Source organism: Caulobacter sp. SRI_008, from assembly GCF_057586355.1.
Window position 1 is genome coordinate 112,909 of sequence record NZ_JBYCZS010000007.1, and the last position, 16,389, is coordinate 129,297.

Below are 16,389 nucleotides of genomic sequence, written 5' to 3' on the forward strand. Positions count from 1 at the left end.
TGCGTGGAGTATGCGATGCCTTCGACCCTTCGTCTCGCGGCCCTGCTGGCCGGATGCGTCCTGGCGGCGGCCTGCTCGCGCGGGGAGCGGAAGGCCGAGGCGCCGCCGCCGCCCGCGGCGGCTCAGGCCCCACAGTCGTCGAAGGTCGCTTCGGCCGACCGCTCGCCCCTGGCCCAGGCCGTCGAGGCGGCCGGCCCGCAGACCGCGCCGCCGGCCGATCCGTCGATGATCGCGCCTTCCCTCGTGCGGGTGCAGGTGCTGCTCGACCGGGCCCGCTTCTCGCCGGGATCGATCGACGGGGTGACCGGCACGAACCTGAGGCTGGCCATCGAGGCCTTCCAGCAGGCGCAGGGCCTCACGGTCGACGGCGAGGTGACGCCCGACCTGTGGAAGGCGCTGATCGAGGCCGACGGCGGCCAGGTGCTGACCGACTACGTGATCACGCAGGCGGACGCGGACGGGCCGTACGCAAAGACGATTCCCAAGGACGACTATGAGGCGATGGCCAGGCTGCCGGCGCTTTCCTACACCAGTCCGCTGGAAGCCCTGGCCGAGCGCTTCCACATGGACGAGGCGCTGCTGCAGGCCCTCAATCCCGGGGCCGACTTCGGCAAGGTCGGGACCCGCATCGCCGTGGCGGCCCTGGGTCCGAGCGAGCTGCCGGCCAAGGTGACGCGGATCGACATCGACAAGGGCGTCGGCCAGGTGCGGGCCTATGACGGCCAGGACAACCTGCTGGCGGTCTATCCGGCCACGGTGGGCAGCACCGAGCGTCCGGCCCCGAGCGGCGAGTGGGCGGTGCGCACCGTCGCGCCGCGCCCGACCTACACCTACGACCCCTCGCGCCTGACCTTCGGCAAGCCCAAGGGCAAGCTGACCATCAAGGCCGGGCCGAACAATCCGGTCGGCTCGACCTGGATCGACCTGACCAAGGACACCTACGGCATCCACGGCACGCCTGATCCCAAGCTGGTCAACAAGCGCGCCTCGCACGGCTGCGTGCGCCTGACCAACTGGGACGCGCAGCAGCTGGGGGCGGCGGTGGAGAAAGGAGCCAAGGTGCGGTTCCTGGGCGAGGAGGCGAGGGGGGAGTAGACCCGCTTCGCGGGCCCCCTCCGGCCCTCCGGGCCACCTCCCCCAGAGGGGGAGGATCTGGTTGGCGCGGCGCTCTCCAAGATGCTCCCCCTCTGGGGGAGCTGTCGCGGAGCGACTGAGGGGGTAAGCACGGCGCTTCGTCCCCGCGCTTTCGCTGCGAGCTGATGAAGGGGAGCGGAGCGCCCGGGCGACGCCCGGAGGTGCTGTGTGTTGTTACCGTTTCGACGAAGCCCAGGCGCTCCGCGCGGTCGTTTGGCTGCCGGCTTCCCGGGCGGCGGCGCTCTTAACGCCTTACCAGGACCGCCTTCGAGGTTTCCCTTTCAAGCGGCGACGAGGAGAGGGGTGCTCTGTAATCCTCGCCCAAGCCGACGGCGGGCGGGCCTGGCCAGCGCCAGGTCCCCGGACGCGACGGATCTTCCCAATCCGCCCCAGTCCCGCTCGATCGCATCCCGCCGCCGCTTGGTCGCTGGCCGCGCGCCCCTTCGGTGCGGCGAGACCCAGTGATTATGCGGCTGGTTTGAGCGCGTCTGATCCAGGGCGGTGAGAAAGTTGTAAGGGGTTGGATTGGTTGAGGTTTGGTCCGGACGCGACGGGGATCCAGCTTCGTCTGTCCCCGTCCGCAGACCCCCAACCGTAAAATCCCCGCGAAAGCGGGGACCCAGGCTTTTTCTGAAACGCGAGGCGCTCGACGATAAAACACCTGGGTCCCCGCTTTCGCGGGGATTTTACGGAGGAGAGAGCGGTCAGGCACGGAGCCCAGTCTCGCCCCCTCCACCACTTCGTGGTCCCTCTCCCCCGTTTCACGCGAAAGGATGCGTTGTTGCGTCGCAGCATTCGGCCTTGAAATGACAACGTTGTCAGCATACATGGCGGGCGTCGGGGCAATTCGGCCCTGGCGACGAAGATGACTGGATCTCCCATGCTGACCCTGATCGCCCTGGCCGTTTCGGCCTACAAGAACCGCGCCGTCCTCTGATTTCGGCTGCGTAAGCGCCTCTTTCGGGGCGTCCGAGGAAATGGCCCGCGCGCTCCGGCACGCGGGCCTTTCTTTTGTTTGCGATGCAGCAAGTCGGCCGCCGAATGATGAAGCTTGCATAACGAGACTTGGGGTCTAAGCTTCCCGGGCCAGCCTGGGGAGGACGGCATGAAAGTCGCGCGCCAACCATCGGTCCGCACATCGCTGCGACCTACCGACCATCCGTACATGACCGGCGCCTGGACGCCGCAGCACGAGGAGCTCAACGCCGAGGACCTGGTGGTGCTGGAGGGCGCGATCCCGGCGGAGCTGGACGGGGTCTATCTGCGCAACACCGAGAACCCGGTGCACGACCCGCTGGGTCGCTACCACCCGTTCGACGGCGACGGCATGGTGCACCAGATCGACTTCCAGGGCGGCCGGGCGCGGTATCGCAACCGGTTCGTGCGCACGCGCGGCTTCGAGGCCGAGCAGGAGGCGGGCCAGAGCCTGTGGGGCGGCCTGGCCGATGGTCCGGGCGTGTCTCTGCGGCAGGGCTTCGGCGCCCATGGGGGGCTGAAGGACAGCGCCAGCACCGACATCGTCGTCCACGCCGGCGAGGCGATCGCCACCTTCTACCAGTGCGGCGAGGCCTATCGGCTGGATCCCCTGACGCTGGAGACCCTGGGGCCGGCGCCCTGGGCCCCGATCGACGGGGTCTCGGCCCATACCAAGGTCGATCCGGCGACCGGGGAGCTGTTGTTCTTCAACTACTCCAAGCACGCGCCCTACATGCATTATGGCGTGGTCGACGCGAGCGGACGGCGGACGCTGTACCAGCCCGTGCCGCTGCCGGGGCCGCGCCTGCCGCACGACATGGCGTTCAGCGCCAACTGGGCGATCTTCAACGACCTGCCGGTGTTCTGGGATGCGGGCCTGCTGGAGCGGGGGATCCACGCGGTGCGGCTGCACAAGGGCGTGCCGTCGCGCTTCGCCCTCGTGCCGCGCCAGGGCGGGGAGCCTCGCTGGTTCGAGGCCGCGCCGACCTATGTGCTGCACTTCCTCAATGCCTATGAGGAGGGCGACGAGGTGGTGGTCGACGGCTATTTCCAGGAGAACCCGACGCCCAGGCCCCTGGCCGACGCGCCCGAACAGTACGCCCATCTGATGGCCTATCTGGACGAGCACAGCTTTCGGCCCAAGCTCCATCGCTGGCGGTTCAACCTGGCGACCGGGCAGACGCTCGAGCAGCGGCTGGACGACCGGGTGCTGGAGTTCGGCATGTTCAACCAGGCCTGGGCGGGCAAGCCCTATCGCTACGCCTATTCGACTACGGCCAAGCCGGGGTGGTTCCTGTTCGACGGCTTCGTCAAGCACGACCTGGTTTCGGGCGAGAGCCTCGAACTGAAGCTGCCGGAAGGCCGCTACGCCAGCGAAGCGCCGTTCGCGGCGCGGCCGGGGGCGGTGGAGGAAGACGACGGCTGGCTGGTGAGCTTCGTCATCGACGAGACTGCCGGCACGTCGGAGTGTTTGATCGTGGATGCGCGGAGCATGGAGCCGGTGTGTCGCGTGGCGCTGCCGCACAAGATCAGCAGCGGGACGCACAGCGTCTGGGCGGGGCGGTCGGAGCTGAAACCTCTCCCATAGGGAGAGGGAGGGATATCCTTCAGGCCCTTCTCCCATAGGGAGAAGGAGGGGCCCGCGCCGCAGGCGTGGGAGGATGAGGGGTTACACCGTCGGCCGGCGTGCTGGCACGATCTTAGGCAAGGCGGCCAGGGTTCCTAACCCCTCACCCTCCCATGGCTTCGCCATGGGCCCCTCCCTCTCCCTATGGGAGAGGGGTTTTCTGAGGAAACCACGGCACGAACCCCGAGGTCCGCGCCACGTACGCCGCATACTCCGGCCGCGTCTTCTTCAGGCGGCCCTCCGTCGTCGGCACGCCGCTCCAGCGGGTCAGGGTGATGGTCAGCAGGATCGGGCCGACGATCGAGGCCGCGCCCCAGGGCAGGGCTTCGGCGGCGATCAGGAAGAGGCCCCACCAGACGCAGGCGTCGCCGAAATAGTTGGGGTGGCGGGTGTAGCGCCACAGGCCTCGGTCCATCACCTTGCCGGCGTTGGCGGGATCGGCCTTGAAGCGCACGAGCTGGGCGTCGCCGACGGTCTCGAAGGCGATACCCAGCACCGCCAGGGCCGCGCCGATCGCGGCCAGCGGGCCGAGCGGTCCGGCCGCCTGGCCGAGCTGGACGGGCAGGGCGACGACGTACTGCATGGCGTATTGCAGGGCGAAAACGAGCAGCAACGAGGCCTTGGCGAAGCTCCAGCCGCGCGCCTTCTCGGCGTGGCCCAGCATGGCGACATAGCGGCGGTCGGCCCCGTGCTTGCGCCAGCGCCAGAAGAGATAGCCGCCCAGGCGCGCGGCCCAGACGGTGCAGAGCGCGGTCAGCAGCAGGCCGCGCGGGGTGGGCGGGCCTTGCAGGAAGGCGGTCCAGGCGATCAGGGCCATGCCGACGCCCCACCAGGCGTCGATGAAGCTGACGTCGCGGATCTTCAAGCTGACGCCCCACAGGACCAGGAAGGCCAGCGCCGAGACGGCGGCGTCGACGAGCAGGATCTGCAGCATCTCAGGTTCCGATCACCAGGCTGACCGTGGTGGTGGTCGAGCCGCCGATATTGAGGGTCTGGACGGTGCGGGCGCCCTCAACCTGGCCGTCGCCGGCCGTTCCCGTGGTCTGCTTGAAGGCGTCCAGCGCCATGCGCACCCCCGTGGCCCCGACCGGATGGCCGGCGCCGATCAGCCCGCCGGACGGATTGACCGGCAGGCGTCCACCCATGGCGATGTCGCCAGTCTCGATCGCCTTCCAGGCCTCGCCCGGCGCGGTGAGGCCCAGATGGTCGATGGCCATGTATTCGGTGATGGCGAAGCAGTCGTGGGTCTCGACGGCGTGGATCTCCGACAGGTGGCCGATCCCGGCCCGGGCGCGGGCGTCGTCGATGGCGCGGCGCACCTGCGGGAAGACGTGACCGCCCTCCTGGCTCTTGGCCAGCTTGCGGTCGAGCGGGATGGGCGCCGAGCGATGGCCCCAGCCCTTGATGCGCGGCAGGCTGTCGAGCGGGATCCCGCGAGCCTCGGCGTAGGACCGGGCGCGTTCGGGCGAGGCCAGGAAGAGCACGGCGGTTCCGTCGGTGACCTGGCCGCAGTCCTGCTTGCGGGTGCGGCCCTCGACGACCGGATTGGCGACGTCGTCGGCGGTGAAGGCCTCGGGCGGAAAGCGCCAGTCGCGGGTCTGGGCGTTGGGATTGCGGCGGGCGTTGGCGAAGTTGTTTTCCGAGATCGCCATCAGGTGTTCGTAACGCAGGCCGAAGCGCTGGTCGTAGACGTCGGCCAGGTCGGAGAAGGCGGCGGGCCACAGGAAGCGGGCGTCCTGGTGCTCGTGGCCGGTCCAGGCGGCCGCGCCCAGGTGCTCGGCGGCGGTCTGGCCAGAGACGTTGCGCATCTGCTCGATGCCGACCACGCAGGCCAGGTCGTAGCGGCCGGCCTCGAGCTCGGCGGCGGCCGACAGGATGGCGACGCTGCCCGAGGCGCAGGCGGCCTCGTGGCGCATGGTCGGCAGGCCGTCGAGGTCGGGATGGACGAGGCCGAAGAAGCCGCCCAGCAGGCCCTGGCCCGCGAACAGCTCGCCGGCGAAGTTGCCGACGTGGCCGGTGTCGATGTCGGAAGGCGCGAGGTCGGTGGCGGTAAGTCCCTGCGCCACCGCCTCGCTGAAAGCGTCGGCCAGGCCCCAACCCTGGCGCGACCAGTTGGCGGAAAAGTCGCTCTGCCATCCCCCCAGGATGTAGGCCATCGCTCTTCTCCGCACCGGCAGGCGAGTTTCCCGTCCCCCGCTCTTGTTAGTCTCGTTATAAAAGCGAGGGTGCGGCGAGGCAATTGACAGGGATGGGCGAACGCCATCACGACAGAACGATGTCGCCTGAAAACCACAGTTTTCGCACGGTGCGCGCGAGTTCGGCGGCGCGGGCTCTGAATCTGATCGGTGACCGCTGGACGCTGCTGGTGCTGTACGCGGCGTTCCGGGGCGTGAACCGGTTCGACGGCTTCGTGGCGCAGACCGGCATGGCCCGCTCGCTGCTGACCGACCGCCTGGCGCGGCTGGAGGCGGCCGGCGTGCTGGAGAAGCGGCTCTACCAGGAGCGGCCGGCGCGGCACGGCTATCATCTGACCGAAAAGGGCCGGGGGCTGTTCGACGCGGCCCTGATGATCCTGCGCTGGGAGGAAAGGCGCAGCGGCGAGCCCGCCCAGCGGGTGATCCACAAGCCCTGCGGCTGCGTGCTGAAGACCGAAATGGCCTGCAAGGCCTGCGGCGGGGTGGTGAGCGCGCGCGAGGTGACCGTGGCCCCGGGACCGGGCGCCGGTTTCGATCCCGCGCCCCCGCCGCGCGCCCAGCGCCGCTCGATCGCCGAAGGGGAGGGGCGGGGCGACCCGGCGGTGGAGCGGGCCGTGGCGGTGCTCGGCGACCGCTGGACCTCGTACCTGGCGGCGGCGGCCTTCTACGGCCTGAGGCGGTTCGGCGATTTCCAGGCCGAGTTGAACGTGGCCAGCAACATCCTGTCGGACCGCCTGGCGCGGCTGGTGGCGCTGGGGGTGCTGGAGAAGGTCCGCTACCAGGAGCGGCCCGAGCGCTGGGAGTATCGGCTGACCGGGGTGGGGCGCGAGCTCTTCCCGCTGATCGTGGCGCTGATGGCCTGGGGGGATCGGTGGCTGGCGGAGCCGGAAGGTCCGCCGGAGGTGCTGACCCACGTTCCGTGCGGCCAGCGGCTGGAGGCGGTGGTGATCTGCGCGGCCTGCGGCGGGACGGTGGGGCCGGAGACGACGGCGGTCGAGTGATCCTTCTCCCCTTGCGGGAGAAGGTGTCGCCGAAAGGCGACGGATGAGGGGTTACACGAATGAAAACGCCGCGACGGCTGATCGGCTGTCGCGGCGTTTTGCTTTTGAGAGACCCCTCACCCGACCCCCTTCGGGGGCCACCCTCTCCCGCAAGGGGAGAGGGATCAGAGCCTGTCGACCGGCGTCGCGGCTTCGCCCGAGGCTTCTCGCGGCGTGGTCCAGCGGGCCATCTTGGGGGTGATCCAGCGCTCGAAGTCGTCGATCACCTCGTAAACCACCGGCACCAGCACCAGCGACAGGATGGTCGAGGTGATCAGGCCGCCGATCACCGCCACTGCCATGGGCTGGCGGAACTCCGAGCCCTGGCCGAGGCCGAGCGCGGTGGGCAGCATGCCGGCCATCATGGCCAGGGTGGTCATGACGATCGGGCGGGCCCGTTCGTGGCAGGCGTCGATCAGGGCCTCGCGCTGGCTCATGCCGGCCCGCTCCTGCTCGATGGCGTACTCGACCAGCAGGATCGAGTTCTTGGCCGCCAGGCCCATCAGCATCAGGAAGCCGATCAGCGACGGCATCGACAGCGGCTGGCCGCAGACCACCAGGGCCACCAGGGCGCCGCTGATCGCCAGCGGCAGGGCCGAGAGGATGGTGATCGGCTTGAAGAAGCTGCGGAACAGCAGCACCAGCACGCCGAACACCAGGCCCACGGCCGACAGCAGGGCCACCGCGAAGCCCGTGAAGAGCTCGGTGAAGGCCTCCTGGTCGCCGGCCGAGGCCGGGGCCACGCCGGCGGGCATGTTCTTCATGGTCGGCAGGGCGTTGATCTCGGCCAGGGCCTGGCCCAGCTGGGCGCCGCCGTTGAGGTCGGCCTCGATGGTCAGCTGCCGCTTGCGGCCGAAGCGGTCGATCTTGGCCGGACCGGCCTGGAAGCTGATGTCGGCGACGCTGTCGAGGCGGGTGATCCCGCCGGCGGCGGTGGGCACCTGCAGGGCGCCGATGGCCGCCAGGTCCGATCGCGCGCCTTCCGGCAGGCGGATGCGGATCGGGATCCGGCGCTCGCCCTGGGTCATCTTGGCGACGTTGGCGTCGATGTCGCCCACCGTGGCCACGCGGGCGATGGAGGCGATGTCGGTGACCGAGACGCCCAGGCGCGCGGCCTCGTCGGCGCGGGGCCGGATGACGATCTCCGGACCGCTGGGCGGCGAGGACGGACGCGGGTCGGCGACGGTTTTCAGGCCGCGCATCTCGCGTTCGATCTGGAGAGCCGCCTTGTCGAGGGCCGCGCCGTCGTCCGAGGTGATGATGTTCTGGATGTCGGACGAGCCCCAATCGCCCTGCAGGTTGACGCGGGCGTCGGGGATGTCGCGCAGGCCGGCGCGGATCTCCTGCTTGATCTCCGTGACGGTCAGCTTGCGGTCGCCCTTGAGCACCACGGTGACGGTGCCGTCGCGAACGTCGGCGCCGCTCTGGCCGCTGAAGCCGCTGGCGATGTTGGAGCCGACCTGGACGAAGACGTGGGCGGTCTCAGGCCGGGCCGCGAACATCTTCGTCGCCGCCTGGGCCGTGCGGTCCATGTCGGCGATGGTCGCGCCGGGCGGGCCTTGCAGCTTGATGTAGTAGTAGTTGGCGTTGCCGGCCGGCTGGAAGCCGACGGCCAGGACGCCGATCGAGGCCAGGAAGCCGGCGCCGGCGATCGAGCCAAGGGTCAGCACGCCGCCGATGATGAAGGCGATGATCCGGTGGTCCAGCGCCCAGTCGAGGCTCTTGCGATAGAGGCCCTCGAACGGCTTGCGCTCGTGCGGGCGCAGGACGGGCTTGAGGAAGTAGGCGGCCAGCAGCGGGGTCAGCAGGCGGGCCACGACCAGCGAGAACAGCACCGCGACGGCGACCGTCAGGCCGAATTCCTTGAAGAACTGGCCGGGGATGCCGGGCATGTACGACACCGGCACGAACACCGCGACGATGGTGAAGGTGGTGGCGACCACGGCCAGGCCGATGGCGTCGGCCCCCTCCATCGCCGCGTGATAGGGCCGCTGGCCCTTGGCGACGCGTTTTTCGATGTTCTCGATCTCGACGATGGCGTCGTCGACGAGGATGCCGATGACCAGGGTCAGGGCCAGCAGGGTGACGACGTTCAGCGAGAAGCCGACCATGCCCATGAAGGCGAAGGTCGGGATCAGCGACACCGGCATGGCGATGGCGGTGATCAGGGTGGCGCGCCACTCGCGCAGGAACAGGAACACCACCAGCGAGGCCAGCAGCATGCCTTCCAGCAGGGTGTGCTTGGTGGCCTCGAAGCTGGCGCGGGTTTCGTCGACGGTGGAGTAGATCTTGGTGAAGCTCACCCCGGCGTGCTTCTGGCCCAGGGTCTCGACGGCCTGCTTGACGCGGTCCTCGACCTCGACGTCGCTGGACTCGCGGGTCTTCATCACCTGGAAGGCGACGACGGGCTTGCCGTCGAGGCGAGCGAAGCCGCGTTCCTCGCCGGCGCCCTGGCCGACGTCGGCGACGTCGGTCAGCTTCACGTAGCGCGAGCCGACCGGGATGGTGATCTGCTGCAGCTGCTCCAGGGTGTTGGCCGCGCCGAGCACCCGCAGGGTCTGCTCGCGACCGCCGACCGTGGCCCGGCCGCCGGGGGCGTCGAGGCTGAAATTGGCCAGGGCCTGGTTGAGCTGGGGCGCGGTCACGCCGAAGGCGGCCATGCGGGCCGGATCGAGGACGACGTTGATCTCGCGCTCGGCGCCGCCGACGCGGGCCACCTGGGCCACGCCCTTTTCGCCCTGGAGGGCGCGGGTGATGGTGTCGTCGACGAACCACGACAGGTCGGCCGTGCTCATCGACGGGGCCGAGACCGCGTAGGTGATGATCGGGGCGCTGTCGATCTCGAGGCGCTGGACGATCGGCTCGTCGACCTCCTTGGGCAGGCTGGCGCGGGCCTGGTCGACCTTGGAGCGGACCTCGTCGGTGACCTTCTGCAGGTCCTCGCCGAGTTCGAACTCGATGGTGGTGGTCGAGGCGCCCTGCGTCACCGACGAGCGGATCGTCTTGACGTTGGAGATGCCCGAGACCGCGTCCTCGACGACGCGGGTGACCTGGGTCTCAAGCTCGCCCGGGGCCGCGCCGCTCTGGGTGACCGAGACGGTCACGGCCGGGAAGGTGACGTTCGGGAACTGCTTGACCGGCAGCGACAGGTAGGCCCCGACGCCGGCGATGATCAGGGCGATGAAGACGACCGCGACCGGGATCGGGTTCCTGATCGACCAGGCTGAGATGCGGAGGTCGGCCATCAGTTGGCGGCCTTCTGCCCGTTGGCGGCCACCGGGATCGGCTTGACGACGTCGCCGTCGCCGATGAAGGCGCCCGAGCCGATCACGACGCGCGCGCCGGGGGCGGGGCCCTGGACCAGCTCGACCCAGCCGCCGCCGCGGCGGCCGGTGCGGACCGGAACCTGCTTGGCGCGGTTCTGGGCGTCGATGACGACCACCGACAGGCCCGAGGCGTCGTAGCGGATGGCCGCCTCCGGCACGGCGACGACCGCCGCGCCCGAAGCGCCGAAGATCGCCTTGCCGAAGCCGCCGGCCCGCAGGTCCTCGCGCACGGGCAGGCGGATGCGGACCTTGCCCAGGCGGGTGTCGGAATTGACGCGCGGGCTGATCAGGCGGATCGCGCCCGAGACCTGCGCGCCGCCGGGCAGTGTGACGGTGGCCGGCTGGCCGACCGACAGGCCCGCCAGGTCGCTTTCGTTGACGTCGGCTTCCAGTTCGACGAGACCGTCGCGGACGATGCGGAACCAGGCCGTCGTGCCGCTGCCGGCGATCTCGCCCGGCTTGACGCCGCGTTCGATGACCCGGCCGCCGACGGGGGCGACGATGGTCAGGCGGCCCTGGCGGGTCTGGAGTTCGGCCAGCGCCGCGGCCTGGGCCTTGGCGTTGTAGCGGCGGCTTTCGATCTGTTCCTGGCTGAGCACGCCCTGGCCGTCGAGGCCCGAGACGCGGGCGGATTCGGCCTGGGCCTGGGCGGCGACGGCGGCCTGCTGGCCGATCTGGGCGCTCAGCAGGGTGGCGTCGAGCTGGACCAGCGGCTGGCCGGCGCGCACCCAGTCGCCTTCGTCGGCGTAGATGCGGGCGACGCGGTAGCCGGAGAGTTCGGAGCCGACGGCGGCCTCGTCGCGGGCGATCAGCACGCCCGAGGCCTCGATCCCGCCGCCCAGGGGGCGGGTCTGGACCTCGCCGACGCTGACGGCGCGGGCCTGGCTGGCGGGCGCGGTCTTCTTCTCGTCCTTGCCGCCGCAAGCCGTCAGGACCAGGGCGGACGCGGTCAGCAGGGCGAGCGCGCGGGCGGTTTTCATCGTCATGGGCGGGGTTCTCATCGCGGAGCGCGTTCGGAAGCGGCGGCGTCGGCGGACGCGCGGGGCGGAAGCGGGGCGGGGACGTTCGGCGACCAGCCGCCGCCGAGCGCCTTGTAGGTCTGGACGGCGCGTTGCAGGGCCTGGGTCTGGGCGCCGGTCAGGGCGCTGCGGGCGCTGCGCCAGGTCTGCTCGTTCTGCAGGTTGGTCGTCTGATCGACGAGCCCCAGGCCATAGCCCTTGCGGCTGGCGGCGTAGGCGCTGGCGGCGCGGGCCTCGCCGGCCTTCAGCAGGGCGACGCGGCGGTTGTCGGCGGCCAGCTGGGTGATGGCGTTCTCGGCCTCGCCATAGGCCGTCTGCACGGCCTTCTCGTAGGCGACGGCGGCCTGCTCGGTGCGGGCGTCCTGGGCGTCGATGTCGGCCAGCAGCTGGGGGATGTTGAGCAGCGGGATGGTGAGGCCGCCGCCGAGGGTCCAGGAGCCGGTGGTGGTCGAGGTCGTGCCGCCGCTGGCGCCGCTGCCGGTGAAGTCGAAGGCCGGCGAGACGCTCTTGGCCCAGCCCAGACCCGGGGTCAGGTTGAAGGTCGGGAAGAGGGCCAGCTGGTTGACCTTGAGATTGCCGGCGGCCGAGGCCAGGCGGGCCTGGGCCTCGCGCACGTCGGGACGGCGCTCCAGCAGGGCGCCCGGCACGGTGGCCGGAACCGGCGGCGGGGCGTCGAGGGCGGCCTCGACGTTCAGGCTGGCCAGCGGGTCGATCCCGCGTCCGACCAGGATCAGCAGGCTGCGGCGGGCGGCCTGGAGCTGGGCTTCGTAGTCGGCCGCCTGGGCCTCGGATTGAGCCAGGGTGGCGGCGGCGCTGTCGGCTTCCGAACCGGCCGACAGGCCAAGCCTGGCCTTCCTGGTCGCCAGCTCGCCCAGCGACTGGCTGATGCGGGCGCTCTCGCGGGCGTCGGCCAGCTGCACGGCCAGACCCTTGGCCTCGAAATAGGACTGGGCGACGTTGGCGGCCAGGGCCGCGCGGGCGCCCTCATAGGCGAAGCGGGCGGCGGCCAGGTCGTTGTTCACCACCTGGAGGCCGGCCTTGCGGCGGCCCAGATAGTCGAGCTCCCACGAGACGTCGAAATTGGCGCTGTAGCTGTCGGTGTCGCCGCCGAGGGTGAAGCTGGTCCCGCCGCTCTGGTCGAGGATCTCGGTGTGCTTGCGGCTGGCCGCGCCCTTCACCTGACCCGACGGGATGTAGAGCTGGCGGATGTTGCTCTTGCGGACGGCGCGGGCCTCTTCCAGCACGGCGGCGGCGCTGCGGGCGTCGGGGCTGCGCTCCAGGGCGGTGGCGATCAGGGCGTCGAGCTGGGGATCGCCGAACTGGGTCCACCACTGGTCGAGGGCGGCGGCGGGCAGGGGCGCGCCGGCCGGGGCCTCGAAGGCCGTCGGCAGGCGGGTGTCGGGCGTGCGCGGGGCGGCGGTGTTGCAGCCGGCCAGCAGCAGGGCGGCCAGGCTCGCGCCCGCCAGGGCGGAGAGGCGCGCAGCCGTCGGCCGGCGATCCGCGATCGCGTCGGAACTCATCGAGATTTCACCCCACACTGTCGGACGACCGACCCATAACGGATAGACAGGACCGTCGTTCGCTCAATTAGGGCGACAACTCACAGGAAAAAAGCCCGTCTCGCCGCTGTGCGACGGGAATTGTCCCCGATTGCGGTCACTACGTAGATGACCTCGTCCCGGCTTGGCGCCTGCGCGGCGGACGCCCGGGGTGGTCGCTGCGTCTCGATACCCGGAATTCAAGACGCCCGAGCTTGCCGGAAAATTACGGCGGTTGACGCTTGGGAAAACATACTCAATCATCGAAACAGTCGTTCGACTCTCGATGTCGAGCCCGCTCGTCCTGCGGCCGAGCGGCCAAGAAAGCTTTGCGTACAAAGTATCCGGCGAGAGGGGGATCCCAAGGTGTCGGCGTCTAAGTTCGCATCTTCCATTTTCGAAACGCGTGATTTCGCGACGGCGGGCGGCCGTCCGAGGCGTTGGCGCGTGGAGGATACCGTCGACCCCTAGAGAGAGATCCGTCCTCGCCCAAGCGCTCCGAAAAAGAAGAGACAGACCGGGAGAGGGAAGATGACCAGGAAGACCTATCTGCGCGCGGGCTCGGCCGGCGCGCTGGCGATGGCGCTCGCCGCGACGGCGGGCGCGGCGTGGGGGCAGGAGGCGACGCAGGTCGAGGAGGTGGTGGTCACCGGCTCGTTCATCCGCGGCACGCCCGAGGACGCGGCCCTGCCGGTGGACGTGATCGGGGCCGAGGAACTGCAGAAGCGCGGCTCGCCCTCGACCGTCGAGATGATCAAGGCCCTGTCGGTGTCGAACGGGGTGCTGGGCGACACCAACCAGTTCGACAGCCGCGCCCAGGGCTCGGAAGGCTCGGGCTCGGTGAACCTGCGGGGGTTGGGCTCGCAACGCACGCTCGTCTTGCTGAACGGCCGGCGCCTGGCGATCAATCCGCTGGCCGCGGCCGGGGCGGGCATCGTCGACACCAACATCATTCCCGCCGCCGCCATCGGGCGCGTCGAGGTGCTGAAGGACGGGGCGGCGGCGACCTATGGCTCGGACGCCATCGCCGGGGTGGTCAACTTCATCACCAAGAAGAACGTCGACGGGCTGGAGATGGCCGCCGACTACCGGGCCATCGACGGCTCGGACGGCGACTACGGCCTCAGCCTGACCTACGGCAAGCGGTGGGAGCACGGCGACATGCTGCTGAGCGCCGGCTGGCAGCACCGCTCCAAGCTCAGCGTCGCCGAGCGCGACTGGGCCAATCGCGGCTATCTCGACAATCCGGAAGCCGGCTGGTCGGCGGCGGGCAATCCCTCGACCTTCATCCCGGCCGCCAGTCCGACCAACGGCATGCGCGATCCGGCATGCGCCAGCCTGGGCGGCTTTCCCGGCTTCAGCGGCCTGACGCCGGTCTGCTACTGGCACTACACGCCGTTCGACAACCTGGTGGAAAAGTCCAACGCCGTGCAGGTCTATGGCGAGGTCAACGCCAGGCTTTCCGACACCACCAAGCTGCACGTCGAGGCCCTGTGGTCGCACACCGACGTGCCCGACTGGAACACCTCGCCGTCCTACGCCGCCCTGGCCGTGCCGACCGCCGAGGTGGCGGCCTCGACCAGCCTGATCGGCCGCTATTACGTGCCGGCGACCAATCCGGGCCTGGCCGCCTTCATCGCCGCCAACCCGACCGTGACCCTGACGGGCCTGGGCACCGGCGCCCAGATCACCGTGCCGACGGCGACGGTGTTCGCCTTCGGGGCCATCAACGCGGCCAACCGGCCCTACGGCATCGGCGGCAATCCCAAGTTCGGCTACGGCCCGTCGATCGGCTCGCGTTCGTTCGACGCCTATCGCGTCTCGGCCGACCTGAAGGGCGAGTTCTCCAACGGCATCGGCTGGGAGGCGGCGCTGACCTATTCCCAGGAGGTGGGGATCCGCACCGGCTACGACACCCTGGTCAACCGCTTCGCCCTGGCGCTGCGCGGGCTGGGCGGGCCCAACTGCGACACCGATCCGAACACCGCGGGGATCCAGGGCACGCCGGGCGTCGGCGGGTGCCTGTATTACAACCCCTTCGCCAGCGCGATCCCGGGCAACGCCATCACCGGCGTCGCCAATCCCGGCTACGTCTCCAGCCTGGCCAACAGCAAGGAACTGACCGACTGGTTCTTCAAGAAGCTGTCGACCAAGCAGACCTCGCGATTGTTCGTGGCCGAGGCGGTGCTGAACGGCAAGACGGTCATCACCCTGCCGGGCGGCGACATCGCCTGGGCGGCCGGGGTGCAGTACCGCCGGACCTATTTCACCTCGACCTTCAACGACATCTCCAACGCCCTGATCAATCCGTGCGTCAACACGCCGGACTACGGCGTGACCAACTGCACGGGCTCGGCGCGGAACGGGCCGTTCATGTTCCTGGGCGTCAACACCCCGGCTGATAATCAGAGCGACGTGGTGGCGACCTTTGGCGAACTCAGCCTGCCGATCACAGAGACGGTGCAGGCCCAGCTGGCGGCGCGCTACGAGGACTATGGCGGGGCGGTGGGTTCGACCTTCAACCCCAAGGCCTCGGTGCGCTGGCAGGCGACGCCGTGGATGGCGGTGCGGGCCTCGGCCGGCTCGACCTTCCGCGGGCCGCCGGACCCGCTGACCACCACGACCTCGGTGACCTCGCTGCAGGGGATCCTGGGCGTCTTCCGGGCGGTCGACATCTTCGGCAATCCGGACCTGAAGCCCGAGAAGGCCAACACCTACAATTTCGGCCTGCTGTTCAAGGCCGGCGCCTTCAAGGCCAGCGTCGACTACTTCCGGTTCGACTTCAAAAACCCGATCGTGGCCGAGCCGGTGGCGGGCATCACCAGCGCGCTCTATCCGAACGGGGCGGCGGGGACCAACAACTGCGGGAACAGCGCTTACGCGGCCTTGCAGGCGCGCTTCACCTTCAACGGCGCGTGCGGCACGCCGACCACCAGCATCGCGCGGCTGAAGACCTTCTACATCAACGGCGCGCCGATCGAGAATTCGGGCTTCGACTTCTCGGCCGACTACGCCTTCCAGGGCGTGCTGGGCGGGGAGCTGGCCGTCGGCGGCAGCGCGACCTGGATCCAGAAGTACGAGGTGGGGGCGACCAGCGTCGAGGGCGTGGTGGTCGAGAAGGCCTTCGACGCGGTGGGCCTGCTGAACTACCAGACCACCGTCGTGCCGATCCCGCAGTGGAAGGGCGACGTCTTCGCCGAATGGAGCCGGGGGCCGCACAACCTGCGCCTGACGGTGCACTACATCGGCGAGTACACCGACCAGCGCACCGCGCCGTTCGCGACCGGGGCCTACAAGGACACGACCGGGGCGGCCGTGACGGTGGCCAACGGCAAGACCATCGACGCCCAGGTGCTGACCGACCTGGCCTATCGCGTGATCCTGCCGCGGGATGCGACGGCGAGCATCGCGATCACCAACCTGTTCGACAAGGACCCGTCCTACGCCCGCCTCGACCTCGGCTACGACCCGTTCACCGGCGATCCGCTGGGCCGGACCTACAAGCTGAGCCTGCGTAAAAAGTTTTGAGATCCCC

General features: G+C 69.9%; 8 protein-coding genes and 1 pseudogene. 4 read left to right on the top strand and 5 right to left on the bottom strand.

Features of this window, described 5'->3' with window-relative positions; all coding sequences use genetic code 11:
- Positions 1-15 precede the first annotated feature (15 nt).
- Both AC2YHT_RS08470 and AC2YHT_RS08475 read left to right on the top strand, forming a co-directional pair.
- Positions 16-1,095 (top strand): L,D-transpeptidase family protein, encoded by a 1,080-nt coding sequence (locus tag AC2YHT_RS08470; protein ID WP_487289154.1) that lies wholly within the window; start codon positions 16-18, stop codon positions 1,093-1,095.
- A gap of 1,144 nt (positions 1,096-2,239) precedes the next feature.
- Entirely contained in the window at positions 2,240-3,697 is a 1,458-nt protein-coding gene (locus tag AC2YHT_RS08475; protein WP_487289155.1) for a carotenoid oxygenase family protein, read from the top strand.
- Between the two features lie 181 nt (positions 3,698-3,878).
- Here the strand turns inward: AC2YHT_RS08475 and AC2YHT_RS08480 are convergent, their stop codons facing one another.
- Positions 3,879-4,670, bottom strand: coding sequence for a DUF1295 domain-containing protein (locus AC2YHT_RS08480; RefSeq protein WP_487289157.1), 792 nt, complete (start codon positions 4,668-4,670; stop codon positions 3,879-3,881).
- Between the two features lies 1 nt (position 4,671).
- Positions 4,672-5,892: an acetyl-CoA acetyltransferase gene (locus AC2YHT_RS08485; protein WP_487289158.1), complete on the bottom strand. Its 1,221-nt coding sequence runs from the start codon at positions 5,890-5,892 to the stop codon at positions 4,672-4,674.
- Between the two features lie 119 nt (positions 5,893-6,011).
- Here AC2YHT_RS08485 and AC2YHT_RS08490 point away from each other — a divergent pair, with 119 nt between their 5' ends.
- Positions 6,012-6,932, top strand: a complete 921-nt coding sequence (locus tag AC2YHT_RS08490; protein ID WP_487289159.1) for a winged helix-turn-helix transcriptional regulator — start codon at positions 6,012-6,014, stop codon at positions 6,930-6,932.
- Positions 6,933-7,096: 164 nt separating this feature from the next.
- Here AC2YHT_RS08490 and AC2YHT_RS08495 read toward each other — a convergent pair whose 3' ends face one another.
- From AC2YHT_RS08495 to AC2YHT_RS08505, 3 genes are read right to left on the bottom strand one after another with little or no spacing between them, the layout of a single operon-like run.
- Entirely contained in the window at positions 7,097-10,216 is a 3,120-nt protein-coding gene (locus AC2YHT_RS08495) for an efflux RND transporter permease subunit (RefSeq protein WP_487289160.1), read from the bottom strand.
- Positions 10,216-11,283, bottom strand: a complete 1,068-nt coding sequence (locus AC2YHT_RS08500) for an efflux RND transporter periplasmic adaptor subunit (RefSeq protein WP_487289161.1) — start codon at positions 11,281-11,283, stop codon at positions 10,216-10,218. The genes AC2YHT_RS08495 and AC2YHT_RS08500 overlap by 1 nt, the downstream gene beginning before the upstream one ends.
- An 11-nt stretch (positions 11,284-11,294) precedes the next feature.
- A complete protein-coding gene (locus AC2YHT_RS08505) occupies positions 11,295-12,836 on the bottom strand; it encodes an efflux transporter outer membrane subunit (RefSeq protein WP_487289162.1) in 1,542 nt (513 codons plus the stop codon).
- 207 nt (positions 12,837-13,043) lie between these two features.
- Between AC2YHT_RS08505 and AC2YHT_RS08510 the strand changes: the two are divergent.
- Positions 13,044-16,382 (top strand): annotated as a pseudogene (locus AC2YHT_RS08510) (TonB-dependent receptor).
- Positions 16,383-16,389: the final 7 nt, after the last annotated feature.